The 22,084-nt window shown below is 70.3% G+C and carries 21 protein-coding genes; 10 read left to right on the forward strand and 11 right to left on the reverse strand.

Translation table 11 applies throughout. From position 1 onward, the window contains the following. Nucleotides 1-31: 31 nt before the first annotated feature. Nucleotides 32-532 carry a transcription elongation factor GreA gene (greA, locus tag Pmi06nite_RS15975; RefSeq protein WP_203953769.1) on the reverse strand — a complete coding sequence of 167 codons (501 nt, stop codon included), beginning with the start codon at nucleotides 530-532 and terminating at the stop codon, nucleotides 32-34. Nucleotides 533-607: 75 nt separating this feature from the next. Then, nucleotides 608-1,045: a DUF4307 domain-containing protein gene (locus Pmi06nite_RS15980; protein WP_203953770.1), complete on the reverse strand. Its 438-nt coding sequence runs from the start codon at nucleotides 1,043-1,045 to the stop codon at nucleotides 608-610. 149 nt (nucleotides 1,046-1,194) lie between these two features. Between Pmi06nite_RS15980 and mca the strand changes: the two genes are divergently transcribed. From mca to Pmi06nite_RS15995, 3 genes are read left to right on the forward strand one after another with little or no spacing between them, the layout of a single operon-like run. Then, nucleotides 1,195-2,076 (forward strand): mycothiol conjugate amidase Mca, encoded by an 882-nt coding sequence (gene mca / locus Pmi06nite_RS15985; protein WP_239113944.1) that lies wholly within the window; start codon nucleotides 1,195-1,197, stop codon nucleotides 2,074-2,076. Nucleotides 2,077-2,085: 9 nt separating this feature from the next. Further along, nucleotides 2,086-2,259 (forward strand): hypothetical protein, encoded by a 174-nt coding sequence (locus Pmi06nite_RS15990; protein ID WP_203953771.1) that lies wholly within the window; start codon nucleotides 2,086-2,088, stop codon nucleotides 2,257-2,259. After that, nucleotides 2,256-2,564 (forward strand): GNAT family N-acetyltransferase, encoded by a 309-nt coding sequence (locus tag Pmi06nite_RS15995; protein ID WP_203953772.1) that lies wholly within the window; start codon nucleotides 2,256-2,258, stop codon nucleotides 2,562-2,564. Before Pmi06nite_RS15990 ends, Pmi06nite_RS15995 begins: the two co-directional genes overlap by 4 nt. 11 nt (nucleotides 2,565-2,575) lie before the next feature. On the opposite strand, the gene Pmi06nite_RS16000 is transcribed toward Pmi06nite_RS15995, so the two are convergent. The 3 genes from Pmi06nite_RS16000 to Pmi06nite_RS16010 all read right to left on the reverse strand — a co-directional run bounded on the left by Pmi06nite_RS16000 (nucleotide 2,576) and on the right by Pmi06nite_RS16010 (nucleotide 6,413). Next, nucleotides 2,576-3,724: a hypothetical protein gene (locus Pmi06nite_RS16000; RefSeq protein WP_239113945.1), complete on the reverse strand. Its 1,149-nt coding sequence runs from the start codon at nucleotides 3,722-3,724 to the stop codon at nucleotides 2,576-2,578. Nucleotides 3,725-3,916: 192 nt separating this feature from the next. Further along, nucleotides 3,917-5,713, reverse strand: coding sequence for a sensor histidine kinase (locus Pmi06nite_RS16005; RefSeq protein WP_239113946.1), 1,797 nt, complete (start codon nucleotides 5,711-5,713; stop codon nucleotides 3,917-3,919). Then, nucleotides 5,703-6,413, reverse strand: a complete 711-nt coding sequence (locus Pmi06nite_RS16010) for a response regulator transcription factor (protein WP_203953773.1) — start codon at nucleotides 6,411-6,413, stop codon at nucleotides 5,703-5,705. Before Pmi06nite_RS16010 ends, Pmi06nite_RS16005 begins: the two co-directional genes overlap by 11 nt. 68 nt (nucleotides 6,414-6,481) lie before the next feature. Here Pmi06nite_RS16010 and Pmi06nite_RS16015 point away from each other — a divergent pair, with 68 nt between their 5' ends. Genes Pmi06nite_RS16015 through Pmi06nite_RS16035 form a run of 5 tightly spaced genes read left to right on the forward strand, consistent with a single transcriptional unit; the run spans nucleotide 6,482 to nucleotide 12,244 of the window. Further along, a complete protein-coding gene (locus Pmi06nite_RS16015; protein WP_203953774.1) occupies nucleotides 6,482-7,066 on the forward strand; it encodes a hypothetical protein in 585 nt (194 codons plus the stop codon). Beyond that, nucleotides 7,056-8,267 (forward strand): efflux RND transporter periplasmic adaptor subunit, encoded by a 1,212-nt coding sequence (locus Pmi06nite_RS16020; RefSeq protein ID WP_203953775.1) that lies wholly within the window; start codon nucleotides 7,056-7,058, stop codon nucleotides 8,265-8,267. The genes Pmi06nite_RS16015 and Pmi06nite_RS16020 overlap by 11 nt, the downstream gene beginning before the upstream one ends. After that, on the forward strand, nucleotides 8,264-8,950 hold the full coding sequence (locus Pmi06nite_RS16025) for an ABC transporter ATP-binding protein (RefSeq protein ID WP_203953776.1): 687 nt from the start codon (nucleotides 8,264-8,266) through the stop codon (nucleotides 8,948-8,950). Before Pmi06nite_RS16020 ends, Pmi06nite_RS16025 begins: the two co-directional genes overlap by 4 nt. Continuing rightward, nucleotides 8,947-10,170 carry an ABC transporter permease gene (locus Pmi06nite_RS16030; protein WP_203953777.1) on the forward strand — a complete coding sequence of 408 codons (1,224 nt, stop codon included), beginning with the start codon at nucleotides 8,947-8,949 and terminating at the stop codon, nucleotides 10,168-10,170. Before Pmi06nite_RS16025 ends, Pmi06nite_RS16030 begins: the two co-directional genes overlap by 4 nt. A 52-nt stretch (nucleotides 10,171-10,222) precedes the next feature. Further along, nucleotides 10,223-12,244, forward strand: a complete 2,022-nt coding sequence (locus Pmi06nite_RS16035) for a thioredoxin domain-containing protein (RefSeq protein WP_203953778.1) — start codon at nucleotides 10,223-10,225, stop codon at nucleotides 12,242-12,244. A 7-nt stretch (nucleotides 12,245-12,251) separates the two neighbouring features. Here the strand turns inward: Pmi06nite_RS16035 and Pmi06nite_RS16040 are convergent, their stop codons facing one another. Both Pmi06nite_RS16040 and Pmi06nite_RS16045 read right to left on the reverse strand, forming a co-directional pair. Then, nucleotides 12,252-14,390 carry a transglycosylase domain-containing protein gene (locus Pmi06nite_RS16040; protein WP_203953779.1) on the reverse strand — a complete coding sequence of 713 codons (2,139 nt, stop codon included), beginning with the start codon at nucleotides 14,388-14,390 and terminating at the stop codon, nucleotides 12,252-12,254. Nucleotides 14,391-14,629: 239 nt separating this feature from the next. Next, nucleotides 14,630-15,097: an Lrp/AsnC family transcriptional regulator gene (locus Pmi06nite_RS16045; RefSeq protein ID WP_203953780.1), complete on the reverse strand. Its 468-nt coding sequence runs from the start codon at nucleotides 15,095-15,097 to the stop codon at nucleotides 14,630-14,632. Between the two features lie 96 nt (nucleotides 15,098-15,193). Between Pmi06nite_RS16045 and hppD the strand changes: the two genes are divergently transcribed. Both hppD and Pmi06nite_RS16055 read left to right on the forward strand, forming a co-directional pair. Next, the gene (gene hppD / locus Pmi06nite_RS16050; protein ID WP_203953781.1) at nucleotides 15,194-16,297 is read left to right on the forward strand and encodes a 4-hydroxyphenylpyruvate dioxygenase; all 1,104 of its coding nucleotides are present in this window, start codon (nucleotides 15,194-15,196) and stop codon (nucleotides 16,295-16,297) included. A gap of 86 nt (nucleotides 16,298-16,383) precedes the next feature. After that, nucleotides 16,384-17,853, forward strand: a complete 1,470-nt coding sequence (locus tag Pmi06nite_RS16055; RefSeq protein ID WP_239113947.1) for a M1 family metallopeptidase — start codon at nucleotides 16,384-16,386, stop codon at nucleotides 17,851-17,853. A 67-nt stretch (nucleotides 17,854-17,920) separates the two neighbouring features. Here the strand turns inward: Pmi06nite_RS16055 and ilvA are convergent, their stop codons facing one another. From ilvA to Pmi06nite_RS16075, 4 genes are read right to left on the reverse strand one after another with little or no spacing between them, the layout of a single operon-like run. Further along, complete coding sequence (gene ilvA / locus Pmi06nite_RS16060) at nucleotides 17,921-19,135, reverse strand: threonine ammonia-lyase (RefSeq protein WP_203953782.1); 1,215 nt, start codon at nucleotides 19,133-19,135, stop codon at nucleotides 17,921-17,923. Nucleotides 19,136-19,162: 27 nt separating this feature from the next. Continuing rightward, nucleotides 19,163-19,810: a LysE family translocator gene (locus tag Pmi06nite_RS16065; protein WP_203953783.1), complete on the reverse strand. Its 648-nt coding sequence runs from the start codon at nucleotides 19,808-19,810 to the stop codon at nucleotides 19,163-19,165. Nucleotides 19,811-19,850: 40 nt separating this feature from the next. Further along, nucleotides 19,851-20,816 carry an ROK family protein gene (locus tag Pmi06nite_RS16070; RefSeq protein ID WP_203953784.1) on the reverse strand — a complete coding sequence of 322 codons (966 nt, stop codon included), beginning with the start codon at nucleotides 20,814-20,816 and terminating at the stop codon, nucleotides 19,851-19,853. A gap of 1 nt (nucleotide 20,817) precedes the next feature. Beyond that, the gene (locus tag Pmi06nite_RS16075) at nucleotides 20,818-22,005 is read right to left on the reverse strand and encodes an FIST signal transduction protein (RefSeq protein ID WP_203953785.1); all 1,188 of its coding nucleotides are present in this window, start codon (nucleotides 22,003-22,005) and stop codon (nucleotides 20,818-20,820) included. Between the last annotated feature and the right edge of the window lie 79 nt (nucleotides 22,006-22,084).

Consider the following 22,084-nt stretch of genomic DNA (forward strand, 5'->3'; position numbering starts at 1 on the left):
CCGGCATGTGGGTGAGACGTTCTCTACGGCCCTAGTTGCCGATGTAGGGCACGGCCTCGAGGATCTCCACAGTGTTCTGCCGGCCGTTCGGCAGGGTGTAGCTGGCCTTCTCGCCGATCTTCTTGCCGTTGATGGCGGCCCCGAGGGGGGACTTCGGCGAGTACACGTCGATGGGTGCGCCGCTCTCCTCGCGGGAGGCCAGGAGGAAGGTGACCTCCTCTTCGTCGCCGGCGAAACGCACCGTCACGGTCATGCCGGGACCGACGACACCCTCGGCGCGGGGAGCCTCGCCGACCTTCGCGCTGTCGAGGATCTGACGGAGGTGGAAGATTCGGGCCTCCATCTTGCCCTGCTCGTCCTTGGCGGCGTGGTAGCCGCCGTTCTCCTTGAGGTCGCCCTCTTCCCGGGCGGCTTCGATCTTCTTGGCGATGTCGGTGCGACCCGGGCCAGAAAGGTACTCGTACTCCTCCTTGAGGCGGTCGTACGCCTCCTGCGTCAGCCAGGTGACGTTCTCGTTCTGGGAGACGGCCACGGGTTCTCCTTGTTCCAGTAAGTGACTCGGAAGGCTAGGAAGTTAACGCCTTCGAACGCTTCCCCAAAGAATCCACTATACGAGATTGCAGTACTGGACGTGGACTGCCGTGGCCTGGGCAGTGGTCTTCAGTGTCTCGGTGAAAGCGATGTCCGATTCGCCGCGCGGGACGTCGATCTCGCGGCTGCCGACCTCGACGTGCTGGGTGTCGACCGCGCGCAACCGGCAGGTCGCCGCACGGTCCGCGGGCTTGTGCACGGAGAAGGTGATCCGCGCGGACGCCGGGGCGCTCGCGTCGAAGGTGATGACCTCGGCGCTCACCTCCGGATTGCCCTTGAACGCCACCATGACGTATCCCCAGCCTCCGGCCATCAGGGCGACGACGGCGCCGATGACGACGTACGCCAGGAACCGCCGGGGCGTGGCCGGGCGGGGCTGGAACTCGTCCGGCGTGCCGAGGATGGGTCCGGGCACCTGACCCTCCGGGCCGCTGGCGGCCTCGTCGCTCGGCATGGCGGAATCTCCCCCTGGTCTTTCGGCGTTGTGCGAATCAATTGTCCCTGGAGGGTTGTTCGGGGTCGCGGCCGGGCGGCGAATCCGAAGCACCCGGCCAATTAGAAGCTAACCTCTCCTGGGAGCTACCAGGACACTTGAGGAGAGCCGTGAGTGCACCGCTGAGGCTGATGGCCGTTCACGCGCACCCAGACGACGAGTCGAGCAAGGGCGCGGCCACGATGGCCCGCTACGTCGCCGAGGGCGTGGAGGTGCTTGTGATCACCTGCACGGGCGGCGAACGAGGGTCGATCCTCAATCCGAAGATGGACCGCCCGGAGATCCTTGAGAACATGGGCGAGGTGCGCCGTCTGGAGATGGCCGCCGCCCGGGAGATCCTCGGCGTCGAGCAGAGTTTCCTCGGCTTCGTCGACTCGGGCCTCCCCGAGGACGAGAACGAGCCGCTTCCTGAGGGATGCTTCGCGCTCCAGCCGCTCGACGTGGCATCGCGGCCGCTCGTGGCGGCGATCCGCGAGTTCCGTCCGCATGTGATCTTGACGTATGACGACAACGGCGGCTACCCGCACCCCGACCACATCATGACCAACCGGGTGTCGGTGGAGGCGTTCGAGGCCGCCGGCGATCCGGACCGCTACCCCGGCACCGGGGAGCCGTGGCAGCCGCTGAAGCTCTACTACCACATGGGCTTCACCAAGGAGCGGTTCGAGGCGCTGCACGCGATCATGAACGAGCGCGGGATGGGCTCGCCGTACGCCGACTGGATCTCGCGCTGGGAGGACCGCCCGCAGAAGTGGGACATCACCACCCGGGTGCCGTGCGCCGACTACTTCGAGACGCGTGACCGCGCCCTGATGGCGCACGCGACGCAGGTCGACCCCGACGGGTTCTGGTTCGTGTGCCCGATCGACATCCAGCAGGAGGCCTGGCCGACCGAGGACTACCACCTGGCCCGCTCGCTGGTGGACACCTCGCTCCCCGAGGACGACCTGTTCACGGGGATCCACGCGGGGGTCTCCCCTGCCTGCTCGTAAGCTGGAGCCGTGAACGTCACACCCGACTACACCAACGTCGGCCCCGGGATCCTCGCCTTCATGGTCGTCGCCGCCATCGGCGTCGCCCTGTTCTTCCTCATCAAGTCGATGAACAGGAAGTTCGCCAAGATCAACGGCCCCGACGACCGGCTCGAGAACCGCCAGGACGGGGGAGACGAGTGACCGAGGTCGTGGACGACGCCGAAAAGGCGCGCTACGAGATCCTGGTCGACGGCCAGGTCGCCGGATTCGCGGAATACCGGCGCCGACCTGGCAAGATCGTCTTCACTCATACGGTGATCCGCGACGAGTTCGAGGGCAAGGGACTCGGCGGCAAGCTCGTGTCCGCCGCGCTCGACCAGGCTCGGGAGGCGGGTCTGAAGGTCGTGCCCATCTGCCCGTTCGTGGCCGGCTACATCGGGCGTCACCCCGAGTATCTCGACCTCGTCGACGACGCCTACCGCGAGACCGTCAAGTCGGCGGACTGACCTGCCTCAGGTCACTCCGCCGACCAGGCCCGCTCCAGCGCCTTGGGCAGCCCCCACCAGCCCAGCGGCGTGAGCACCTCCGCCTTGTCCACGATGCCGAGGTGAGCCCACAGCGGCGTCACGGCCGTGAAGAGCATCTCGGTGGCCTCGAGGTCCTCCGGGTCGTCGGGCTCGACGTCGATGTCCTCCGAGTCGGCGATGAACCGGGCGATCCGCTCCGGTGAGGCGAGCACTCCCGGGCCGTACCGGGCCAGGGTGATCACCACCGCCAGCCAGTCCGCGTGGTGGATCGCGCACAGGGAGGCCAGGATCGAGTCCTCGTGGCTCAGCTCCCCCTCCATGTCGAAGAAGCGGGCCGCGTCCTCCTCGTCGGGGAGATCGGAGATCGGGGCGGCGATCCCGGCCGCGACGGCGAGCCACAGATCCTCGTCGCGCTCGGGCAGAAGGCCCTCCTCGAGACCCGCGCAGGCCCGCAGGATGTTGCCGGGATAGCCCTGCTGGGTCAGCGTGACGCGCAACCGCCCGGCGGCGGACCGGAGGTCATGTGTGGGGAGCGGAGGTTCGGGCAGGTCCTCGAGCACGCGGCGCAACTCGCTGAGCGCGAACGCCTCCTCCTCGTCCCACGCGGCGAACAACTCCTGGTCCTGCTCGTCGCTGACCACGACGTTCGGAACCCGCCCGTCGGGCAGAGGCGTCGTGAGCCAGCGCTCCTGCAACTCCTCGTAGGCGTGGCGCGCGTCCTGGTCCGCGGAGGCCAGCGCGTCGGCGTCGATCTCGCCGGCGTCCACCCGCTCCTCCAGGAACGCCACCATGCGCTCGTACATCTCGGTGGCGATGGGGCCGCGCTCGCTCTCCTCCGGCCACACGAAGTAACTGCGAGTGAGCAGGATCGGCTCGGTCCCGCTGGACTCCAGCCAGCGCTGGACGTCCCCCACCGTGGCCGCTCCGGACTCGATCCTGGACAGGATCGCCCTGGCCGAGTCCCAGAAGACGACGGAGAGCGGGTTGCCCGCCGCCAGCAGCTCCTTGCGCAGGTCGGACAGGGAGACCAGGGCCTGCCCCGAGGGCACGGCCAGTAGCACGCGGGCCACGTCGCGCCGCGTCAGCGCCGCCGCCTGCCGCCCCGAATGCCTGACAGCGAAGTCCAGATCCAAGCTCACGCCCCGTGAGCCTACGCTGGACGGGGCCGGAACACATCCCCGCCGCGTTCGTGGCGGTTCCTTGCCCTAGTAACGGAATGATCTGCTCGTTGTTTTCCCTGGCCACGAGGGTGCCGCCCGCCCGGGCACGTCGCGGACGCTCACCAGCCAGAGGAGGCGGCCCGAGGACGCGACGGGTGAGACGAACACCGGTCAGGGGGCGTCGGCGGGCGGGCGTCGCATCGGAAGCCGCAACGTGAACGTCGACCCCTCTCCGAGGGTGCTGGTGACAGTGACCGTCCCCCCGTGCGCCTCCGCGATCTGCCGGACGATGGCGAGTCCCAGCCCGCTTCCCCCGGTCTCCCGCGACCGTGACCGGTCGGCACGCCAGAATCGGTCGAAGACGTGCGGCAGGTGCTCGGCGGCGATGCCGTTCCCGGTGTCGGCGACGCCGATCTCGACGTGTCCGTCGCTGGCACGGCCGTACACGGTGACGTGGCCGTCCTCGGGGGTGTGCCGCACAGCGTTGGAAACCAGGTTGCCGACGGCCTGCCTCAGCCGCATCGGGTCGGCGACCAGTTCGGGGTCGCCGTCGGTACGGGTGGCCAGCGTGACACCGGCCGACTCGGCGCTTCCGCCGTGCGCGGTGACGACGTGGTCGAGCAGGTCGGCGACGCGGATCCGTTCCGGGTGCAGCGTCAGCCCGTCCGCGTCGGCGACGGCGAGGTCCTGCAGGTCGTCGATGATGTCCTGCAACTGACGAGCCTCGCGCAGCAAGGTGGCGGCCAGCGCCGGGTCCGAGGCGGGCGTGGCCAGGCCGTCCTCGACAGCCTCCAGCCAGCTCCTGATGTTCGTGAGCGGCGTGCGGAGTTCGTGCGCGATGTCGCTGACCATGACCTTTCGCTGCGCATCGGCCCGCTCCCTGCGCTCGGTGAGGCCGGTGAGCGCCGCGGCCAGCACGCCGATCTCGTCCCGGCCGGTCACCGGCACCCGGCCGAACGTTCCGTCGGGATGTTGCGCCGCCGCGGTCAGCGCCCGCAGCGGGCGTACCAGACGGGCCGCGACGAGGGCGGTCACCGCGACCGTGACGGCCAGCACCAGGGCGGTGACACCGGTGATCCTGGCGACGTTGGCGGGAGAAAGGTTGAACCTGGTTTGTTCTGTGCCGCCGGGGCTGAGCACGAACAGCAGACCGGCCGGCGCCACGTAGGGATCCAGTTGCTCGCGCCGGGCGGCGTCGAGGCACGCCTGCACCTGGGGAATGTCGGAGCGGGCGTCGATGAGGCTGTGCTGCCGGGCGAACGAGCCCGTCAGCCCGACCGCGGGAAGGCCCTTCCGTCGCAGGCAGGCGTTGGCCAGGCCGTTCAGCTGGTTGAAGGCCCGCTGCTCGGTGGGGGTGAGCTCGGTGAGCTCCTGGGCTCCGCAGCCGCTCGTCATGGTCGTGTCCGGCGCTTTGCCGGCGACCTCGACGGTGAAACGTCCGCCCGGGCTCTCGGAGATCTGGGCGGGATACCCCTCGTACCGGATGCAGTCCCGGATCTTGCCCGCGACGACCTTCTGCTGCCTGCGTTCTTCCGCGGTGAGCCGGTAGGGGCCGACCACGCGCGGGTCGACCCGGTCGGTCGTGCCGGGCTGCAGCGCGGGATCGGTCTCCAGTGGATCGATCACCACGGACGCCTTGTCCGGCAGCGTCCGCGGGGCGCCTGCGGACGCCGCGACGCGCGCCCTGTCCTGCGAGGCCAGGATGATCTGCCTGCCGGTCCGCCGCGCCAGATCCTCGACCACGCCCCCGACGCCGTCCCAGGACGGATGCGTGGCGGCGTATCCGACCAGGACGTCGTAGACGTAGGCGTCGTCGGTCAGGGCTCGGCCCTGTTCCTGCTGGAAGGCCCGGGTGGTGCTCTGCACGGCCAGCCACGCGGCCGCCGCGATGGAACACCCGGCGATCAGGACGGACGTGACGACGAGCCGGAGCAACAGGCTCCGGCGCAACGGCACGTTACGCGCCATGCACCCGGCCGATCCGAGCGCCACTGATCTTGTATCCGACACCGAACACCGTCAGCAGGCGGGCCGGCCGGCCCGGGTCGGGCTCGATCTTCTTACGGAGATTGCGGATGTGCACGTCGACGGTCCGCTCGGTGCTGTGCCGATCGACGTTGCCGGCCCGCTCCAGCAGTTGCTGACGGGTGAACACGCGACCCGGGTGGGCCGCCATCGCGGCGAGCATCTCGAACTCGCCGGGAGTGCACTCGACGAGCCGGCCGCCGGCGCGGACCTCGCGGCGCGCGGGGTCGACCGTCAACTCGCCGACCCGGAACACGCCGTCGTCGGCGACCGGCGGCCGCCCGACCCGGCGCAGCAGGGTACGGATCCGGGCCACCAGTTCGCGCGGGCTGTAGGGCTTGGTGAGGTAGTCGTCGGCGCCGAGTTCCAGACCGAGCAGCAGGTCGTCCTCGGTCGAGCGGGCGGTCAGCATCAGCACGAGCACGTCCGACTCGCGCCGCAGCACGCGGCACACCTCCAGGCCGTCGGTCCCGGGCATCATCACGTCCAGGACGACGAGATCGGGCCGGTTCCGGCGTACCTCGTCGATCGCGGCCTGCCCGTCGCGCACGATCGTGGTCGAGTGGCCGTCCTGCTCCAGATAGCGACGGAGCACCTCGGCATGCAACTCGTTGTCCTCTGCGATGAGGACCCGCGTGACCACCGCATCACAGTAGAAGCGGTTCGCGAATCCTGACAAATTCTTCACATCTGTCCGAAATTCTCACCGGCATGTCTCCTGTGATTCGCCGGCCGGGCGTCCAGAACCGCCTCGCGCTCGTCGTGGCGGCGGCCATGTGCCTGCTCGCGGCGTGCGGCGGCCACTCCGGCACCGCCGAGGACCCGGCTGTCGCCTCGATCCCCAGATCGGCCGCACCGAGCGGCGCGGCCGACCCCGTCGCCCACGCCTCCGCCTCCGCCTCCGCCGAACGGCCGCTGATCCGGGCCGACACGTCCGATGAGGAGTTCAATCGGCTGTGGCAGCTCTACTACGGCTGTCTGAGGGACGAGGGCATTCCGACGCTGAACCAGAACGGCCACCTGAAGCCGATGGACGACGGCGGCCCGAAGTACGCGCCGCAACGCGAAGCGTGCGCGCCCAAGCAGCCGGAGGACTACAAGGACCGGCTGGCCCGCACCGATCCGAGTGAGTACCAGGACCGGTTCAGAGCGTGGATCGAATGCATGCGGTCCAAGGGCATGAAGGTGTCGCCCGCCAAGGGGGGCGGGTTCCAGTTCGACGACGACAGTCGAATGACCGAGGAGGCCTTCAGGATCTCCGACGAGTGCGAGGCCGAGGCGTTCGGTGGGAAGTAGCAGTGCACGGCGGCTGACGGCCGTCGCCGCCGTCGTGGCCCTGGGCGCCGCCGTCGCGGGGATCCTGCTGCTCCGCAGCGCCGGTGACGAGCCGGCCGGACCGAGGACGGGCGGCGGCACGGTGCACACCGTGGCGGTCACCCGTACCGACCTGGCCGCCACGACGACGCTGCCGGGCGCGCTCGGGTATGGCGTCGAGCGGCCGGTCGCGGGTGGCGGCGGACGGGTCACGTGGTTGCCGAAGTCCGGTGCGGTCGTGTCGCGGGGCAGGCAACTGTTCCGCGTGGACGACAGGCCCGTCGTCCTGTTCTACGGCGGAACGCCGCTGTTCCGCCGTCTCGACACCCCCGGAATCGTGGGGCGGGACGTGAAGGTGGTGGCCGACAACCTGAGGGCACTCGGGTACGACATCGGCCCACAGCCGGCGGTCGGCGCCACGGTCACACGGCCGGCAGGCGGCGGCCACTCGTCTCCCCCGGCGGCCGGCGCCACGACTGTGCAACCGGACGCCACCGGCTCGGAACCGGGGAACGCCTCGCCGCCACCGCAGACGACGCCGGTCAAGGTCAGGAAGGGCGACGCGGTGCTCACCACGTCGCTGATCGGCGCGATCCGGCGCTGGCAGGGCAAGGCGGGTCTGCCCCCGTCGGGTGTGCTCGACGCCGGGGACGTGGTCGTGCTGCCGCACAAGGTCCGGGTCGGCGCGGTCACGGCCCACCTCGGCGACGAGGCCGCCGCTCCGGTGGTGTCGGTCACGCCGACCACGAAGGTCGTGACCGTCCAGGCGCAGCCCCTTGAAGCGGAGTCGATCCGATCGGCGGGCAAGGCGACGGTCACCCTGCCGGACGGCGCCACCACTCGCGGCACCGTGACGAGCGTCGGCAGAATCGCCGAGACCCCGCAGGGCGGCGCCGGTCCGAACGACCAGCCGGAGCTGACCGCGACCGTGAGGATCGACGATCCGGCCAAGGTGCGGCGCCTGGACGCCGCGCCCGTGCAGGTGGAGTTCACCGGCGAGGTCAGGCGCGGAGTCCTCGCGGTCCCGGTCGGCGCGCTGCTGGCCTTGAGCGAAGGCGGCTACGGCCTCCAGACCGACGGAGGCGACCTGGTCGCGGTCACCACCGGCCTGTTCGTCAAAGGCATGGTCGAGATCCGTGGGACCGGCATCGCCGAGGGCACGCGGGTGGTGACGACGTCATGAGCCCGGTTCTCGCCGTCCGCGACGCGGTGATGGCCTACCCCGGTGGCGTGCGGGCCCTCGACGGCGTGTCGCTGACCATCGAGGCCGGCGAACTGGTCGGCATCGTGGGTCCGTCCGGATCCGGGAAATCCACGCTCCTCAACATCATGGGGACTCTCGACCGGCCGACCGGCGGCACCGTGGAGATCGGCGGGCAGGACATCCGCGACCTGCCGGACCGCAGGGTTTCGGCACTGCGCGGCCGTTGGCTGGGCTTCGTGTTCCAGCAGTTCCACCTGACCGACGGGCTCAGCGCGGCGGAGAACGTGGCCACCGGGCTGCTCTACGCCGGCGTGCCCCGCCGTAAGCGCCGCCCGATGGCGCTGGAGGCGCTCGACCGGGTCGGGCTGGCCGATCGCGTCGACCACCTGCCCGGCCGGCTCTCCGGCGGCGAGCGGCAGCGGGTCGCGATCGCGCGTGCGCTGGTCAATCAGCCGGCCGTGGTCCTCGCCGACGAGCCGACCGGCGCTCTGGACACCGCGAACGGCCACGCCGTACTGGATCTGTTGACGAGGCTGAACCGCGAGGGCACCACGATCGCGATCATCACGCATGACCGGGACATCGCCGCCCGGCTCCCCCGCCGGGTCGAAGTCCTCGACGGCCGCATCATCGCCGACACACGTCCGGGGCGATCCGCATGAACGATCACGCCTCCCTCGATGCCGGTACCCGCCCGGTCCGGCTCGCCCCGCTGGACCTGCTGGGGCTCGGACTGCTGGGAGTCCGGACCCGTCCGGCCCGCGCCGCCCTCTCGGCCCTCGGCATCGCCATCGGGATCGCCACGATGATCATCGTCACCGGCGTCCCCGCGTCCAGCGAACGTGCGCTGATGGACGAGCTGAGCAAGCTCGGGACCAACGTCCTGCAGGCCACGGCGGTCCCGGACGTCGAGCCGCCCGTACAGCTGCCGCCGGAGTCGGTGGACATGGTGGCCAGAATCGGACCGGTCACGCTTGCCAGCGCCGTCGCCAACACCCACGCGGAGGTCAGCCGCTCCGACCGGAACGGCACCGACGACTTCGCCGGTCTCGCCGTGCTGGCCAGCAAGACGAACCTGCCGCAAGCCATCAACGCCCGGGTGCGGTCCGGCCGGTTCCTCGACGCGGCGACCGAACGTTTCCCCACCGCCGTGCTGGGTTCGGTCGCCGCGACCCGGCTGGGGTTCGCCGAGATCCGGCCGGATGAGTCCCCGCCGCAGATCTACATCGGCCACCGCTGGTTCACCGTCATCGGAATCCTGGAGGTCACGCCGCTCTCACCGGACATCGACCGATCCGTGCTGGTCGGCTGGGACGCGGCCCGCACCCAACTCCGGTTCGACGGTCACCCCACCGTCATCTATCTCCAGACGCGCGAGTCCCGCTTGGAGGCCGTCCGCGGCGTCCTCGCCGCGACCATCAATCCGCAGCTTCCCGGAATGGTCCAGGTCAGCCGGCCGTCCGACGCGCTCGCCGCGAAGCGCGCCGCCCAGAACACGTTCTCCGCGCTGTTCCTGGGACTGGCCGGGGTCGCGCTCCTCGTCGGCGGCATCGGGGTGGCCAACACCATGGTCATCTCGGTCCTCGAACGACACCGCGAGATCGGCCTCCGGCGGGCGCTCGGCGCGAACCGCGGCCAGATCCGCGGCCAGTTCCTCACCGAGTCCGTCGTCCTGTCGGGTCTCGGCGGGCTGACCGGAACGCTCCTCGGCGTCCTGGCCACCGTCGGCTACGCCGGCTATCAGCATTGGCCGGTCGTCATTCCGTACGGCGCTCTCATCAGCGGTCTGGGCGGCGCCGTCGCGATCGGCATGATCGCCGGTGTCTACCCGTCGATCCGGGCCGCCCGGCTCACCCCGACGGAGGCCCTGTCGACGACCTGACCTCCTCCGGGACCAGGGGCCTTCGCTCGTCGCGGTGTGAGAAGGTGGATCTATGAACCGGCTTGGCGGCGCTACCTCGCCTTACCTGCTCCAACACGCCGACAACCCGGTCGACTGGTTCCCCTGGGGCGACGAGGCGTTCAAGGAGGCCCGCACCCGCGGCGTCCCTCTGCTGATCAGCGTCGGCTACTCCGCCTGCCACTGGTGCCACGTCATGGCGCACGAGTCCTTCGAGGACCCCGCGACGGCCGGGCTCATGAACGAGCTGTTCGTCAACATCAAGGTCGACCGCGAGGAGCGGCCCGACGTCGACGCCGTCTACATGGGCGCCACGCAGGCGATGACCGGACAGGGCGGCTGGCCCATGACCGTCTTCGCCACCCCCGAGGGGGCTCCGTTCTACGCGGGCACCTACTTCCCGCGTGCCCGCTTCCAGCAGCTTCTGCGGGGCGTCTCCCAGGCCTGGAGCGAGGACAGGGAGGCCGTCGTCGCGCAGGGGGCGAACGTGGTCGCGGCGCTCAACGAGCGCGCGGGGCTCCCCTCGGGGAGGCTCCCCGCGGCTCCGGTGCTGGAGGCCGCGGTCCGCAACCTCGCCGAGAGCTTCGATCCGCGCAGGGGAGGCTTCGGCGGCGCGCCCAAGTTCCCCCCGTCCATGGTCCTGGAGTTCCTCCTCAGGCACGGCACCTCCGACGCCCTCGCCATGGCCGGCAAGACGATGGACGCCATGGCCAGGGGCGGCATCTACGACCAGCTCGCCGGAGGCTTCGCGCGCTACTCGGTGGACGCCGACTGGGTGATCCCCCACTTCGAGAAGATGCTCTACGACAACGCCCTGCTCCTGCGGGTCTACACGCACTGGTGGCGCTCCACCGGGTCGGTGCTCGCCCGGCGGATCGCTCTGGAGACCGCCGACTGGCTGCTGCGCGAGATGCGCACGCCCGAGGGAGGCTTCGCCTCGGCCCTGGACGCCGACAGCGCGGGCTCCGACGGCTCACACGGAGAGGGCCTGTTCTACGTCTGGACCCCCGAGCAGCTCCGTGACGTGCTCGGTGACGACGACGGAGCCTGGGCCACATCGCTCTTCGAGGTGACCGGCACGTTCGAGCACGGCATGTCCGTGCTCCAGCTTCTCGCCGACCCCGATGACGACGCCCGGTTCGACCGGGTCCGTACGGCACTGCTCGCGGCCCGTGAGCAACGGCCGCGGCCGGGGCGGGACGACAAGGTCGTCGCCTCCTGGAACGGCCTGGCCGTGTCGGCCCTCGCCGAGGCCGGCGCCCTGTTCGACCGTCCCGATCTGGTGGAGGCCGCGCGGGCGGCCGCCGTACTGCTCGACGACCTGCACGGCGCGCAGGACGCCCTCGTGGACGCGTCCGGGGGCTCCGCCGTGGAGGGACCGGTGCGGCTGCGACGGACCTCGCGTGACGGGCGGGCCGGCGCCAACGCGGGCGTGCTCGAGGACTACGCGAACGTGGCGGAGGGGTTCCTCGTGCTCTTCGGCGTGACCGGGGAGACGCGCTGGTTCCATCGCGCGGGCGGCCTGCTGGAGACGTTGCTCGCGCGGTTCCCCGACGGCTCGGGCGGCTTCTTCGACTCCCCCGACGACGGCGAACGGCTGTTCCAGCGACCGCAGGATCCGACCGACAACGCCACGCCGTCCGGTCAGTTCGCCGCGGCGGGAGCGCTGCTGTCCTATGCCGCGCTCACCGGATCCGCCCGGCACAGGGAGGCGGCCGAGGCGGCTCTCGGCACCGTCTCCGTGCTGGCGGCCCAGTACGCCAGGTTCGCCGGGTGGGGCCTCGCGGTGACGGAGGGCACGCTGAACGGTCCGGTCGAGGTGGCCGTCGTCGGTCCCGCCGATGATCCGCGCACGAAGGCCCTGCATCGGGCCGCCCTGATGTCGGGCGTGCCGGGCCTCGTCGTCGCGCTCGGGCCCGGGGGGACCGCGGACGTCCCGCTGCTGGAAGGCCGCGGGTTGGTCGGCGGCGAGCCGGCGGCCTACGTGTGCCGCGGCTTCGCCTGCCGGGCTCCGGTCACCACTCCCGCGGAGTTGCGCGCCCAGTTGTCGGCGTGACCGGCCGTCAGCCGATGCCCGGCTGAGTCGGCACCACCGGCGGCGGTGGCTGACCAGGGGTTCCGGCGTCAGGCGGCCTGCCGTCGCCGGGCACGCCCAGGCCTCCGTCCCCGGCGCCTCCGCCGACGTCACCGTCACCGGGCGGGCCGCTGGAGCCGGTGGAGCCGGTGGAGCCGGTGGAGACGCCGGGGCCCGGCGTGACCACCCCGCTGTCCGACGGGCTGGGCACCGGGGTGACGCCCGTGCTCGGCGACTGCGAGGGCGACGCGCTCGCGCCGTTCCCGTCCCAGTAGTAATAGGGATCCCAGGACACGGGGTCGGGGAACTCCTTGACCGGCTTGCCCTCCATGGCCGCGCTCATGAAGTACTTCCAGACCTGGGCGGGCAGGGTCCCGCCGTACAGCGCCCCGTAGCCGGGCACGGTCACCGCTTTGTTGTCGTCGCGGAACATGTCGACCGCCACGGCCAACTGGGGGACGTACCCGGAGAACCACACGGCGGCCGACTCGTCGGTCGTCCCGGTCTTGCCCGCCACGGGGCGGTCGTAGAGGCGGGCGGCGGTGCCGGTGCCCCCGGTCACGACCTGCTCCAGCGCGTAGGTCGTGTCCGCGGCCGTGGCCTCGCTGAAGGCCCGCACCCCGCTGACGGTGATCTTCTTGGTCTGCCCGTTCGCGTCGGTGATCGCCCGGATCACGTGTGCCTGGCGATGGACGCCCTTCGCGGCGAACGTGGCGAACCCGGAGGCCTGCTGGACGGCGCTCACCGACGCAGTGCCGAGCGGGAAGGTGGGGAAGTCCTTCTGCTTGACGAGTTGGTCGGGCGGGATCCCCGCCGCCTCCGCCGCCGCCGCGACCTTGTCCAGGCCGACCAGTCGCCCGAGGTCGACGAACGCGGTGTTGACGGAGTAACGGGCGGCCTGCACCAGCGTGATGGCCGAGCCGTACGACCTGTTCTCGGAATTGGGGATCTCGGCCGTGTCGACCCGCAGGGGCGAGTTGCCGTACACCCGGGTGCCGAGGCCGTAGCCCGCCTGCAGGGCCGCGGCGAGCGCGTAGGGCTTGAACGTCGAGCCGGCCTGGACCTTCGCGGAGAACGCGTTGTCGTACTGGTTGGTCTCGTACCGGCCGCCGTAGAAGGCGACCACCTCCCCGGTGGCCGGGTCGACCGCGGCGAGACCGGTGCGGACGCTCTTGGGCGTGTCGCTGGGCAGCACCGCCTTCACCGATGTCTGCGCGAGTGCCATGAGCTTCTTGTCGAAGGTCGTGGTGATCTTGAGGCCGCCCTGGTTGATGTCCTCGTCGGTGTAGCCCAGCCGGTTCAGCTCCGCCCGCACCTGGGCGAGCATGTAGCCGTTCTGGCCTCCGAGGGACAGCGGGGCCTTCTGCGCGGCGAGCTTGGGGAACTCCTGGGTGGCCGCGGCGGCGGAGGTCAGCGCCCGGGTGGCGACCATGCCGTCGACGACCGCGTGCCAGCGGGAGCGTGCCGCGTCGAGGTCGGCGCCCTTGGGGTCGGCGAACCGGCTGGGCTGCTGGATCACCGTCGCCAGATACGCCCCCTCGGCCGGGGTGAGGTTCTGCACGTCCTTGTTGAAGTACGCCAGCGAGGCGGCCTGGATGCCGTAGGCGCCGCGGCCGAAGTAGATCGTGTTGAGGTACTGCTCGAGCACCCAGTCCTTGGACTTCGACTGATCGACCTTCAGGGCGATCATGATCTCCTTGAGCTTGCGCCCGATGGAGCGTTCCTGCCCGAGTCCGCTGTAGTAGTTGCGGACCATCTGCTGGGTGATCGTCGAGCCGCCCTGGAGTTGGCGGCCGGTGAGCGTGGACCACATGGCGCGCGCGGTTCCGGAGAGCGAGACGCCTTTGTCCTGGTAAAACGTCCGGTTCTCCGCGGCGATGACCGCGTTCCGCACCATCGTGGGGACCTGACTGAGCGGCACGTTCTTACGGTTGACGCCCTCGTTGGCGAGGACGGACTTGCCGTCGCGGTAGTAGATCACCGAGCCCTGCGCGGTGGCCAGTTCCTGGGTCGTGTCCGGAATCGGCGTCAGCGCCCACACGACGCCGACGGCGACGATCAGCGCCCCCGCCAACGCCGCCACCGCGATGAGGACGATCCGGAGCAGCCGCTTCCGCCTTCGCTTCACGACCCGCTGAACGGTCCCCCATTCGGCCGGTATTGACCCTTCGCCGCTTTCGAGCGGCTTGGTCCAATTCCGGCTGTCACGGTCCCCCCGACCGTCTTCGCCGCCGTGCACGCGTTACCCCCAAAACGTCCCCTTACACCCGTGAGCTGGGCGGATGGATCCACGGTAAACGATGGATAACAATGCTTGGCCCATTCCCATACTGGCGTACGGCGCGGTTTTCCCGCCCGCGTTCCGGCCTATGTGCCCGCCGCGGCGACCAATGGAAGGGTCCGATAAGGGACAGGTGTGTCGAGAGCGATCACCGACGAGGTCCGTACGACGCCCTCGACGTCGACGATGAGATCGATGACCCGCTGGAGATCGGCGTTGCTGCGGGCGACCACCCGGCAGAGCATGTCGCCGCCGCCGGTGATGGTGTGGACCTCCAGCACCTCCGGGACCAGGGCGAGCCGGTCCACGACCGGCACGTGTCCGCTGACCTGGCGGATCTGCAGCGTCACGAAGGCGGTGACGTCGTATCCCAGCGCCGCGGGGTCGATCTGCGGCCCGTAGCCCACGATGACGCCCCTGGCCGCCAGACGGTCGAGCCGCGCCTGCACCGTGCCCCTCGCCACGTTCAGCCGGCGGGAACACTCCAGCACGCCGATCCGCGGCTCCTGTGCCAGCAACGAGATGAGCCGGGCGTCCAGCTGATCAATCGTCACAACGTTTACCTCCGTCAGGGATTAGCAATTGCGCAAATTGTCCATCAATACATCTCACTCTTGCACAATTTGGCTACCCCATCGGACAGTGGACTCATGAACGATGTCTTTCCGGTTAACGGCATGGACGCGGTGGTCTTCGCTGTAGGCAACGCGAAGCAGGCCGCGCACTACTACTCGACCGCCTTCGGCATGCGCCTGGTGGCCTATCGGGGCCCCGAGACGGGCAGCTCCGACGAGGTGGCGTACGTCCTGGTCTCCGGTTCCGCGCGCTTCGAACTGCGTGGGTCGGTACGCCCGGGCACGGCGCTCGCCAAGCATGTGGCGGACCACGGTGACGGCGTCATCGACCTCGCGATCGAGGTGCCCGACGCGGACGCGGCCTACCGGCACGCCCTCGAGCGGGGGGCCACGGGCCTCGTGGAGCCGCACGTCGTGGAGGACGACCACGGCAAGGTCGTGATCTCGGCGATCGCCACGTACGGCGAGACCCGGCACACTTTCGTGGACAGGTCCAACTACGAGGGCGTCTACCTGCCCGGTTACGTCCCCGCCCAGCCGATCGTGGCCGGTCCCGACGTGAAGCACGGCAGGGTCTTCCAGGCGATCGACCACTGCGTGGGCAACGTGGAGCGCATGGACGAGTGGGTCGACTTCTACGAGCGGATCATGGGCTTCACCAAGATGGCGGAGTTCATCGGCGACGACATCGCCACCGAGTACTCAGCGCTGATGTCAAAGGTCGTGGCCGACGGCACGCGCAAGGTCAAGTTCCCGTTGAACGAGCCCGCGGAGGGCAAGAAGAAGTCGCAGATCGAGGAGTACCTCGAGTTCTACGGCGGCGCGGGCGTCCAGCACATCGCGCTCGCCACCAACGACATCCTGGCGACCGTGGACCACATGCGGAAGGCCGGGGTGGAGTTCCTGGCCACGCCCGACTCCTACTACGACGACCCCGAGCTTCGCGAGCGGATCGGCGATGTGCGGGTGCCCGTGGAGGAGCTCAAGAGGCGCAGCGTCCTGGTCGACCGTGACGAGGACGGCTACCTGCTGCAGATCTTCACCAAGCCGGTGGTCGACCGGCCCACGGTGTTCTTCGAGCTGATCGAACGCCACGGGTCACTCGGCTTCGGCAAGGGCAACTTCAAGGCGCTGTTCGAGGCCATCGAGCGCGAGCAGGCCCTGCGAGGCACCCTGTAGAGATCATGCGGTAGCGGGCGGCGGGGGAAAAGCCGGATCGTCGGTGCCTGACCTGGGAACCCACCTCACGTAAGGTGGCTCGACATATGGCTGCTCTTCATTCGGCGACCCCGCCGCGCCGCCCCATGAGAAGACTCCTGCGACCGCTGTCGCTGGGGGTCGCGTTGTCCCTCGCCCTGCCTCTCGCGGGCGTCTCTGCGGCGTGCTCCGCCTCCGAGGGCGCGGTGGGCGGCGCGGCGCCGGGAAGCGGCACCCAGGGAGCCTCCGGGATCGGCGACCCCGACTTCCCCGAGGACGGCAACGGCGGCTACGACGTCGAGCACTACGGGCTCAAGCTCTCCTACGACCCCGGTTCCAGGCGCCTGTCGGGCAGCGCGACCGTGCGGGCGAGAGCCGTACAGGATCTGACGGCCTTCGACCTCGACCTGCACGGGCTCACGGTGAGCCAGGTCACCGTCGACGGCGCCGCCGCCCGGTTCGGCCGGCGCGACGACGAGCTGACGATCTCCCCGGTGGCACGGATCGCCAAGAACGCGCGTTTCGACGTCACCGTCGACTACGCCGGGGTGCCCGATCCGATCCGCAACTACGCCAACCTGGGGACCTACGGGTTCATCGCGACGCCGGACGGCTCGTTCGTCACCTGCGAGCCCAACGGGGCCAAGACCTGGTTCCCCTCGAACGACCACCCGTCCGACAAGGCCACGTACGCCTTCGAGATCACGGTGCCCGCGGGGGTCACCGCGATCGCGAACGGCGAACTCGCCGGAACGCCCGTGACGAGCGATGGCAGAACCACGTTCGTGTGGCGGGAGAGGCACCCGATGGCCTCCTACCTCGCGACGATGACGACCGGCAGGTTCGAGACGCGCACGGGGGAGAGCGCCGCCGGCACCCCCATCTACGCGGCCGTCGACCCCGCGTTCCACGGCTCGCTGGACACCCTCTATACGAAGACCGGGCAGATCACCGATTACTGGTCGACCGTCTTCGGCCCCTACCCGTTCTCCTCGACCGGGGCCGTGGTGGACGACTACGCCGCCGGCTACGCGCTGGAGAACCAGACCAAGCCGATCTACGGAGGGTTCGCCCCGGACTCGGGGGTCATGGCCCACGAACTGGCCCACCAGTGGTTCGGCGACAGCGTGAGCATCACCCGCTGGAAGGACCTGTGGCTGAACGAGGGCTTCGCCACCTACGCCGAGTGGCTGTGGTCGGAGCACGAGGGCGGCTCGACGGCCGACACGGTCTTCCGCAACTACTACGCGAAGACCGCCGACTCCATGTGGAGCTACCCGCCGGGCCGGGCCCAGCGCGCCGACCTGTTCAACGGCTCGGTGTACACGCGGGGGGCCATGACCCTGCACGCGCTGCGCAGGGAGATCGGCGACGCGACCTTCTTCGCTCTGATCAAGAAGTGGACCGCTTCCCACCAGTACGGCAACGCCACCACCGAGCAGTTCGTCGGCCTGGCCGAGCAGATGTCCGGAAAGGATCTGTCCGGCCTCTTCGACGCGTGGCTGTTCCAGCCCAGGCGGCCCGCCGCGGTGGCCTGAGCGAGGCCGTGGTGACCTGAGCGATGCCGCGGTGACCACCTGAGCGAGGCCGCGCCGACCTGAGAGATCAGGAGAAGATCAGCTTGTGCCCGTCGCGCCTAAGCGCGCCCAGCACCTCGTCGCAGTGCGCCGGCCCTCTGGTCTCCAACTGCAGCAGGACCTCGACCTCGTCGAGGTGGAGGCGGGCGCCCATCCGTTCGTGCACCACGTCGAGCACGTTGACGCCGAGGTCCGCCAGCCTGCCGAGGAGCGACGCGAGCGCGCCGGGACGGTCGGTCAGCCGGATGCGGAACGCGAGATAACGCCCGGCCGCCGCGAGGCCGTGCCTGAGCACGCGGGCCAGCAGCAGGGGGTCGATGTTCCCGCCGGAGAGCACCACGACGACGGGCGGCTCGAACGCGTGCGGTTGGTCGAGCAGCGCCGCCACCCCGGCGACGCCCGCGGGCTCGACGACCAGCTTCGAGCGCTCCAGGCACAGCAGGAGAGCACGCGACAGGGACTCCTCGGAGACCGTCACCACCCTGTCGACCAGATAGTGGATCAGCTCGAACGGCAACTCGCCCGGACGCCCGACCGCGATCCCGTCCGCCATCGTGGACGCGGGCTCCACCATCACCGGATGCCCGGCCGCGAGCGACTCCGGATAGGCGGCCGCCCGTTCCGCCTGGACGCCGACCACCCGGATCCCCGGCCGTTGCGACTTCACCGCGAGCGCCACGCCGGCGGCCAGGCCGCCACCGCCGATCGGGAGCACGATCGTGGCCGCCTCCGGCAGTTGCTCCAGGATCTCCAGGCCGACCGTGCCCTGACCTGCGACGATGTCCGGGTGGTCAAACGGGTGGATGAACAGCGCGCCGGTCTTCTCCGCGTGCTCCTGCGCCGCCTGCAGCGCCACATCGACCGTGTGCCCCGCGAAGACGACGTCCGCGCCGTACGCCCGGGTGGCCTCCACCTTGGGCAGCGGCGCGCCCTCAGGCATGTAGACGGTCGACTTGGCACCGAGCAGCCCGGAGCCGAGCGCCACTCCCTGGGCGTGGTTGCCGGCGCTCGCGGCCACGACCCCGCGCGCCCGCTCCTCGTCGGTCAGCCGCGCGATGCGCACGTAGGCGCCCCGGACCTTGAACGACCCGGCCCGCTGGAGGTTCTCGCACTTGAGATAGACCGGCCCGCCGACCGTCTCGGAAAGGACGCGCGAGTGCACCACCGGAGTGTGCGCGATCACGTCGTCGAGGACCTCGCGCGCGGCGACGACGTCGTCGAACGTCATCTGTGGGACAGCCATGCCGCCCATCCTTTCGTACGGCGCCGCTTACGGCGTTGCGATCACGGCCCGCGAACGGTCGGTGGCGAGCTTGAGCGCGAAGGCGCCCAGCATGGTGCCCATGACGTACCGCTGGAAGCGCAGCCAGGTCGGCCGCGTGCCGAGGAACGCCGCGAGACTTCCCGCGGTCAGCACGATGAGCGTGTTGACCGCCATGCTGATCACGATCTGCACGGTCCCCAGCAGGAAACTCTGCGTCATCACGTCACCCGCTGAGGGGTCGATGAACTGCGGCAGCAGTGACATGTACATCACGGCCGCCTTGGGGTTGAGCAGGTTGGTGACGAGCCCCATCATGAACAGCTTCCGGGGCGGGTCCGGCTTGAGCGCCTTCGGCTGGAAGACCGACGTGCCGCCCGGCTTGAGGGTCTTCCACGCCAGGTAGAGCAGGTAGCCCGCACCGGCCAGCTTGATCGCGACGTACGCCTCGGGGACCAGGGCGAACACCGCCGTCAGCCCGAAACAGGTGGCCGCCAGATAGGCGAGGAAGCCCACGGCGACACCGGTCAGGGAGACCAGCCCCGCCCGCCGTCCCTGCGTGATCGAACGCGAGACCAGATAGACCATGTTCGGCCCGGGCGTCAGGACCATGCCCAACGCCACGAGCGTGATTCCCGCTAATGCCCCGAGACTCATGCGAGTCGCCCTTCACCCGTCGGACCAGCCGTCACACAGGTTAGCGGGGCGCCCAGTAACGATCGGCGGCGAGGATCAGCCCGGCGGCGCCGATGAGTCCGGCGTCCTGGCCGAGCATGGCGGGCACCACGCGGACCCGCGAGGAGAACTCCATGCGCGCGTGCTCGCGGAGTGCCTCTTCGAGGGGGCCGAACAGGAGCGGCCCGGCCTGCGAGAGCCCGCCGCCGACGGTCACGACGTCGAGGTCGCACAGGTGGGTGGCCGAGGCGATCGCGATGCCGACGGCGCGCCCGGCCCTGACCATCGCGGCGGAGGCGATCGGGTCACCCGCGGCCGCGTCCAGGGCCAGCCGGCGGCCGTTCGCGGTGGCCGCCTCCTGGTAGAGCCCCTCGCCCTGCGGCTGGGATCCGGGCGTCCAGCCCTGCGAGACGGCCCACTCGGCGAGGCCCGGGCCGCGGGCGACGGCCTCCAGGCACCCTCTGCCGCCGCATCGGCAGGGCGGGCCGTCCGGGTCGACGACCACGTGCCCGATGTGACCGGCGTTTCCCGTGCCTCCGTCGATCAGGCGGCCGCCGAGGATGAGCCCCCCGCCGACGCCCGTGGAGACCACCATGCCCAGCATGTTGTCGGAGCCGCGGCCCGCGCCGTGCGAGTGCTCGGCGATGGCCAGGCAGACCGCGTCGTTGTGGATGCGGACCGGCACGCCGGGAAAACGCTCGGCGAGCCGCTCCCGGAGCGGGAAGTCCCGCCAGCCGGGCATGTTCAGCGGCGAGACCTCGCCGGACGGCCAGGTCATCGGCCCGCCCGAGCCGATGCCGACGCCCGCGACGTCCTCTGGCGAGCCGAGCCCGTCGATGAGGCCGGTCAGGGCCTCCCACAGGGCCTCGGCGTCACCTCCGGGAGGAGTCGCCACACGCTCGGAGGAGATGAGCTCTCCGTCTGGCCCGACCAGTCCTGCGGCGAACTTCGTCCCGCCGATGTCGACGGCCAGTACCAGGTCGGCCACGTCACGCTCCTACGGGGGGAGAGGAGGAGAACACCAGGATCGAGGCGGTGAAGCCGTGCACGTGGTTCTGCCCGCCGACGGGGCCCACCTCCCCCGCGGCGAAGAACCCCGCGACGCCGATCGGACCGAGCGTATCCCGCACGGCCAGAGCGTCATGATCCGGAGTCCCGAACATCGCGGAACCTCGGCCGTTGCAGGAGAACAGCAACGCGCCGTCGACCCGCCCGACCCTCTCCAGGTGGGCGTCGAGCAGCTCGTAGAGGTCCTCGTCGGCGGTCTCCGCGTCCCTCACCTGGAAGCGGACGGTCCTGCCGATCTCCAGCACGTCCCCGACGGCGACCGCCTCACGTTCAGGGTCGATGCCGAGCACCCCGCGGATGAGGAAGTCGCCCCGCTCGTGCCGCTCCGCGTACTCGTCCATCGCGACGCCGATCTGTAACCCCGAGGCGACGAGCTCGCGGTCCTCCTCGTCCAGATCGGTGACGATGTCCTCCAGCCGCGCGAGTGCCGGCTGACCGGCGAGCTCGAGCAGCAGGTTCTCCTCGGCGTGGGTGACGGCCATGGTCGGGCCGATCGGGCGGCATCCCTGGCTGACCACGGTTCCCACGCTCACCGGGCCGCTCAGGAGCACGCCGATCGCGCCTTCGTCGTAGACCTCCCCGTCGGCGAACAGCCGTACGGATCCTCGGCCCTGCATGCCGTTGGCGAGCCCGCCGATGATCGGCAGGGTGCCGAGCACCTCGCTCGAGTGTTCGATGAAGGCATCGGTCGGGAAGCTGTACGGATCGGCGAGCAGGATGGCGACCCGGTCGTCGAGGCCCCGCTCCGGGAGACCCACGACCACGAACCTGTCGCTGGTCCTGAGGGTCTCCAGGGCGAACGTGGTGACCTTGGCCTCCCCGAGGGAAGCGGCCCACGCGCTCACGGCCGGTTTGAGCTCGACCCCTCTGGCATCACCGATCACTCCCGTCGCGCTGCACCCGATCACGTGGGCATCCGGCGCCATGCCCATCGCCCGCCGCCCGGCCCGGCCGACCTCCTCGGGATCGTCCCCGCAGATGAAGAAGCACACCAGGTCGGGCGGACCCGACAGGCCGGCGAGAGCCTGGCGGATCGCGGTCTCCGCGGCCTCCACCAGGTCGGTGCCCACGGCGAGACCATCGGCGAAGCGGCTTGTCAGTACCGCCATAGCCCCGCCCCCTGTTCGCTAGCGGTTCTCCTTGCCCGATTGTCCCCACTCGGAGGACGACAACGCACACAACACGTCA

This window comes from Planotetraspora mira (genome assembly GCF_016863275.1).
GTDB lineage: Bacteria > Actinomycetota > Actinomycetes > Streptosporangiales > Streptosporangiaceae > Planotetraspora > Planotetraspora mira.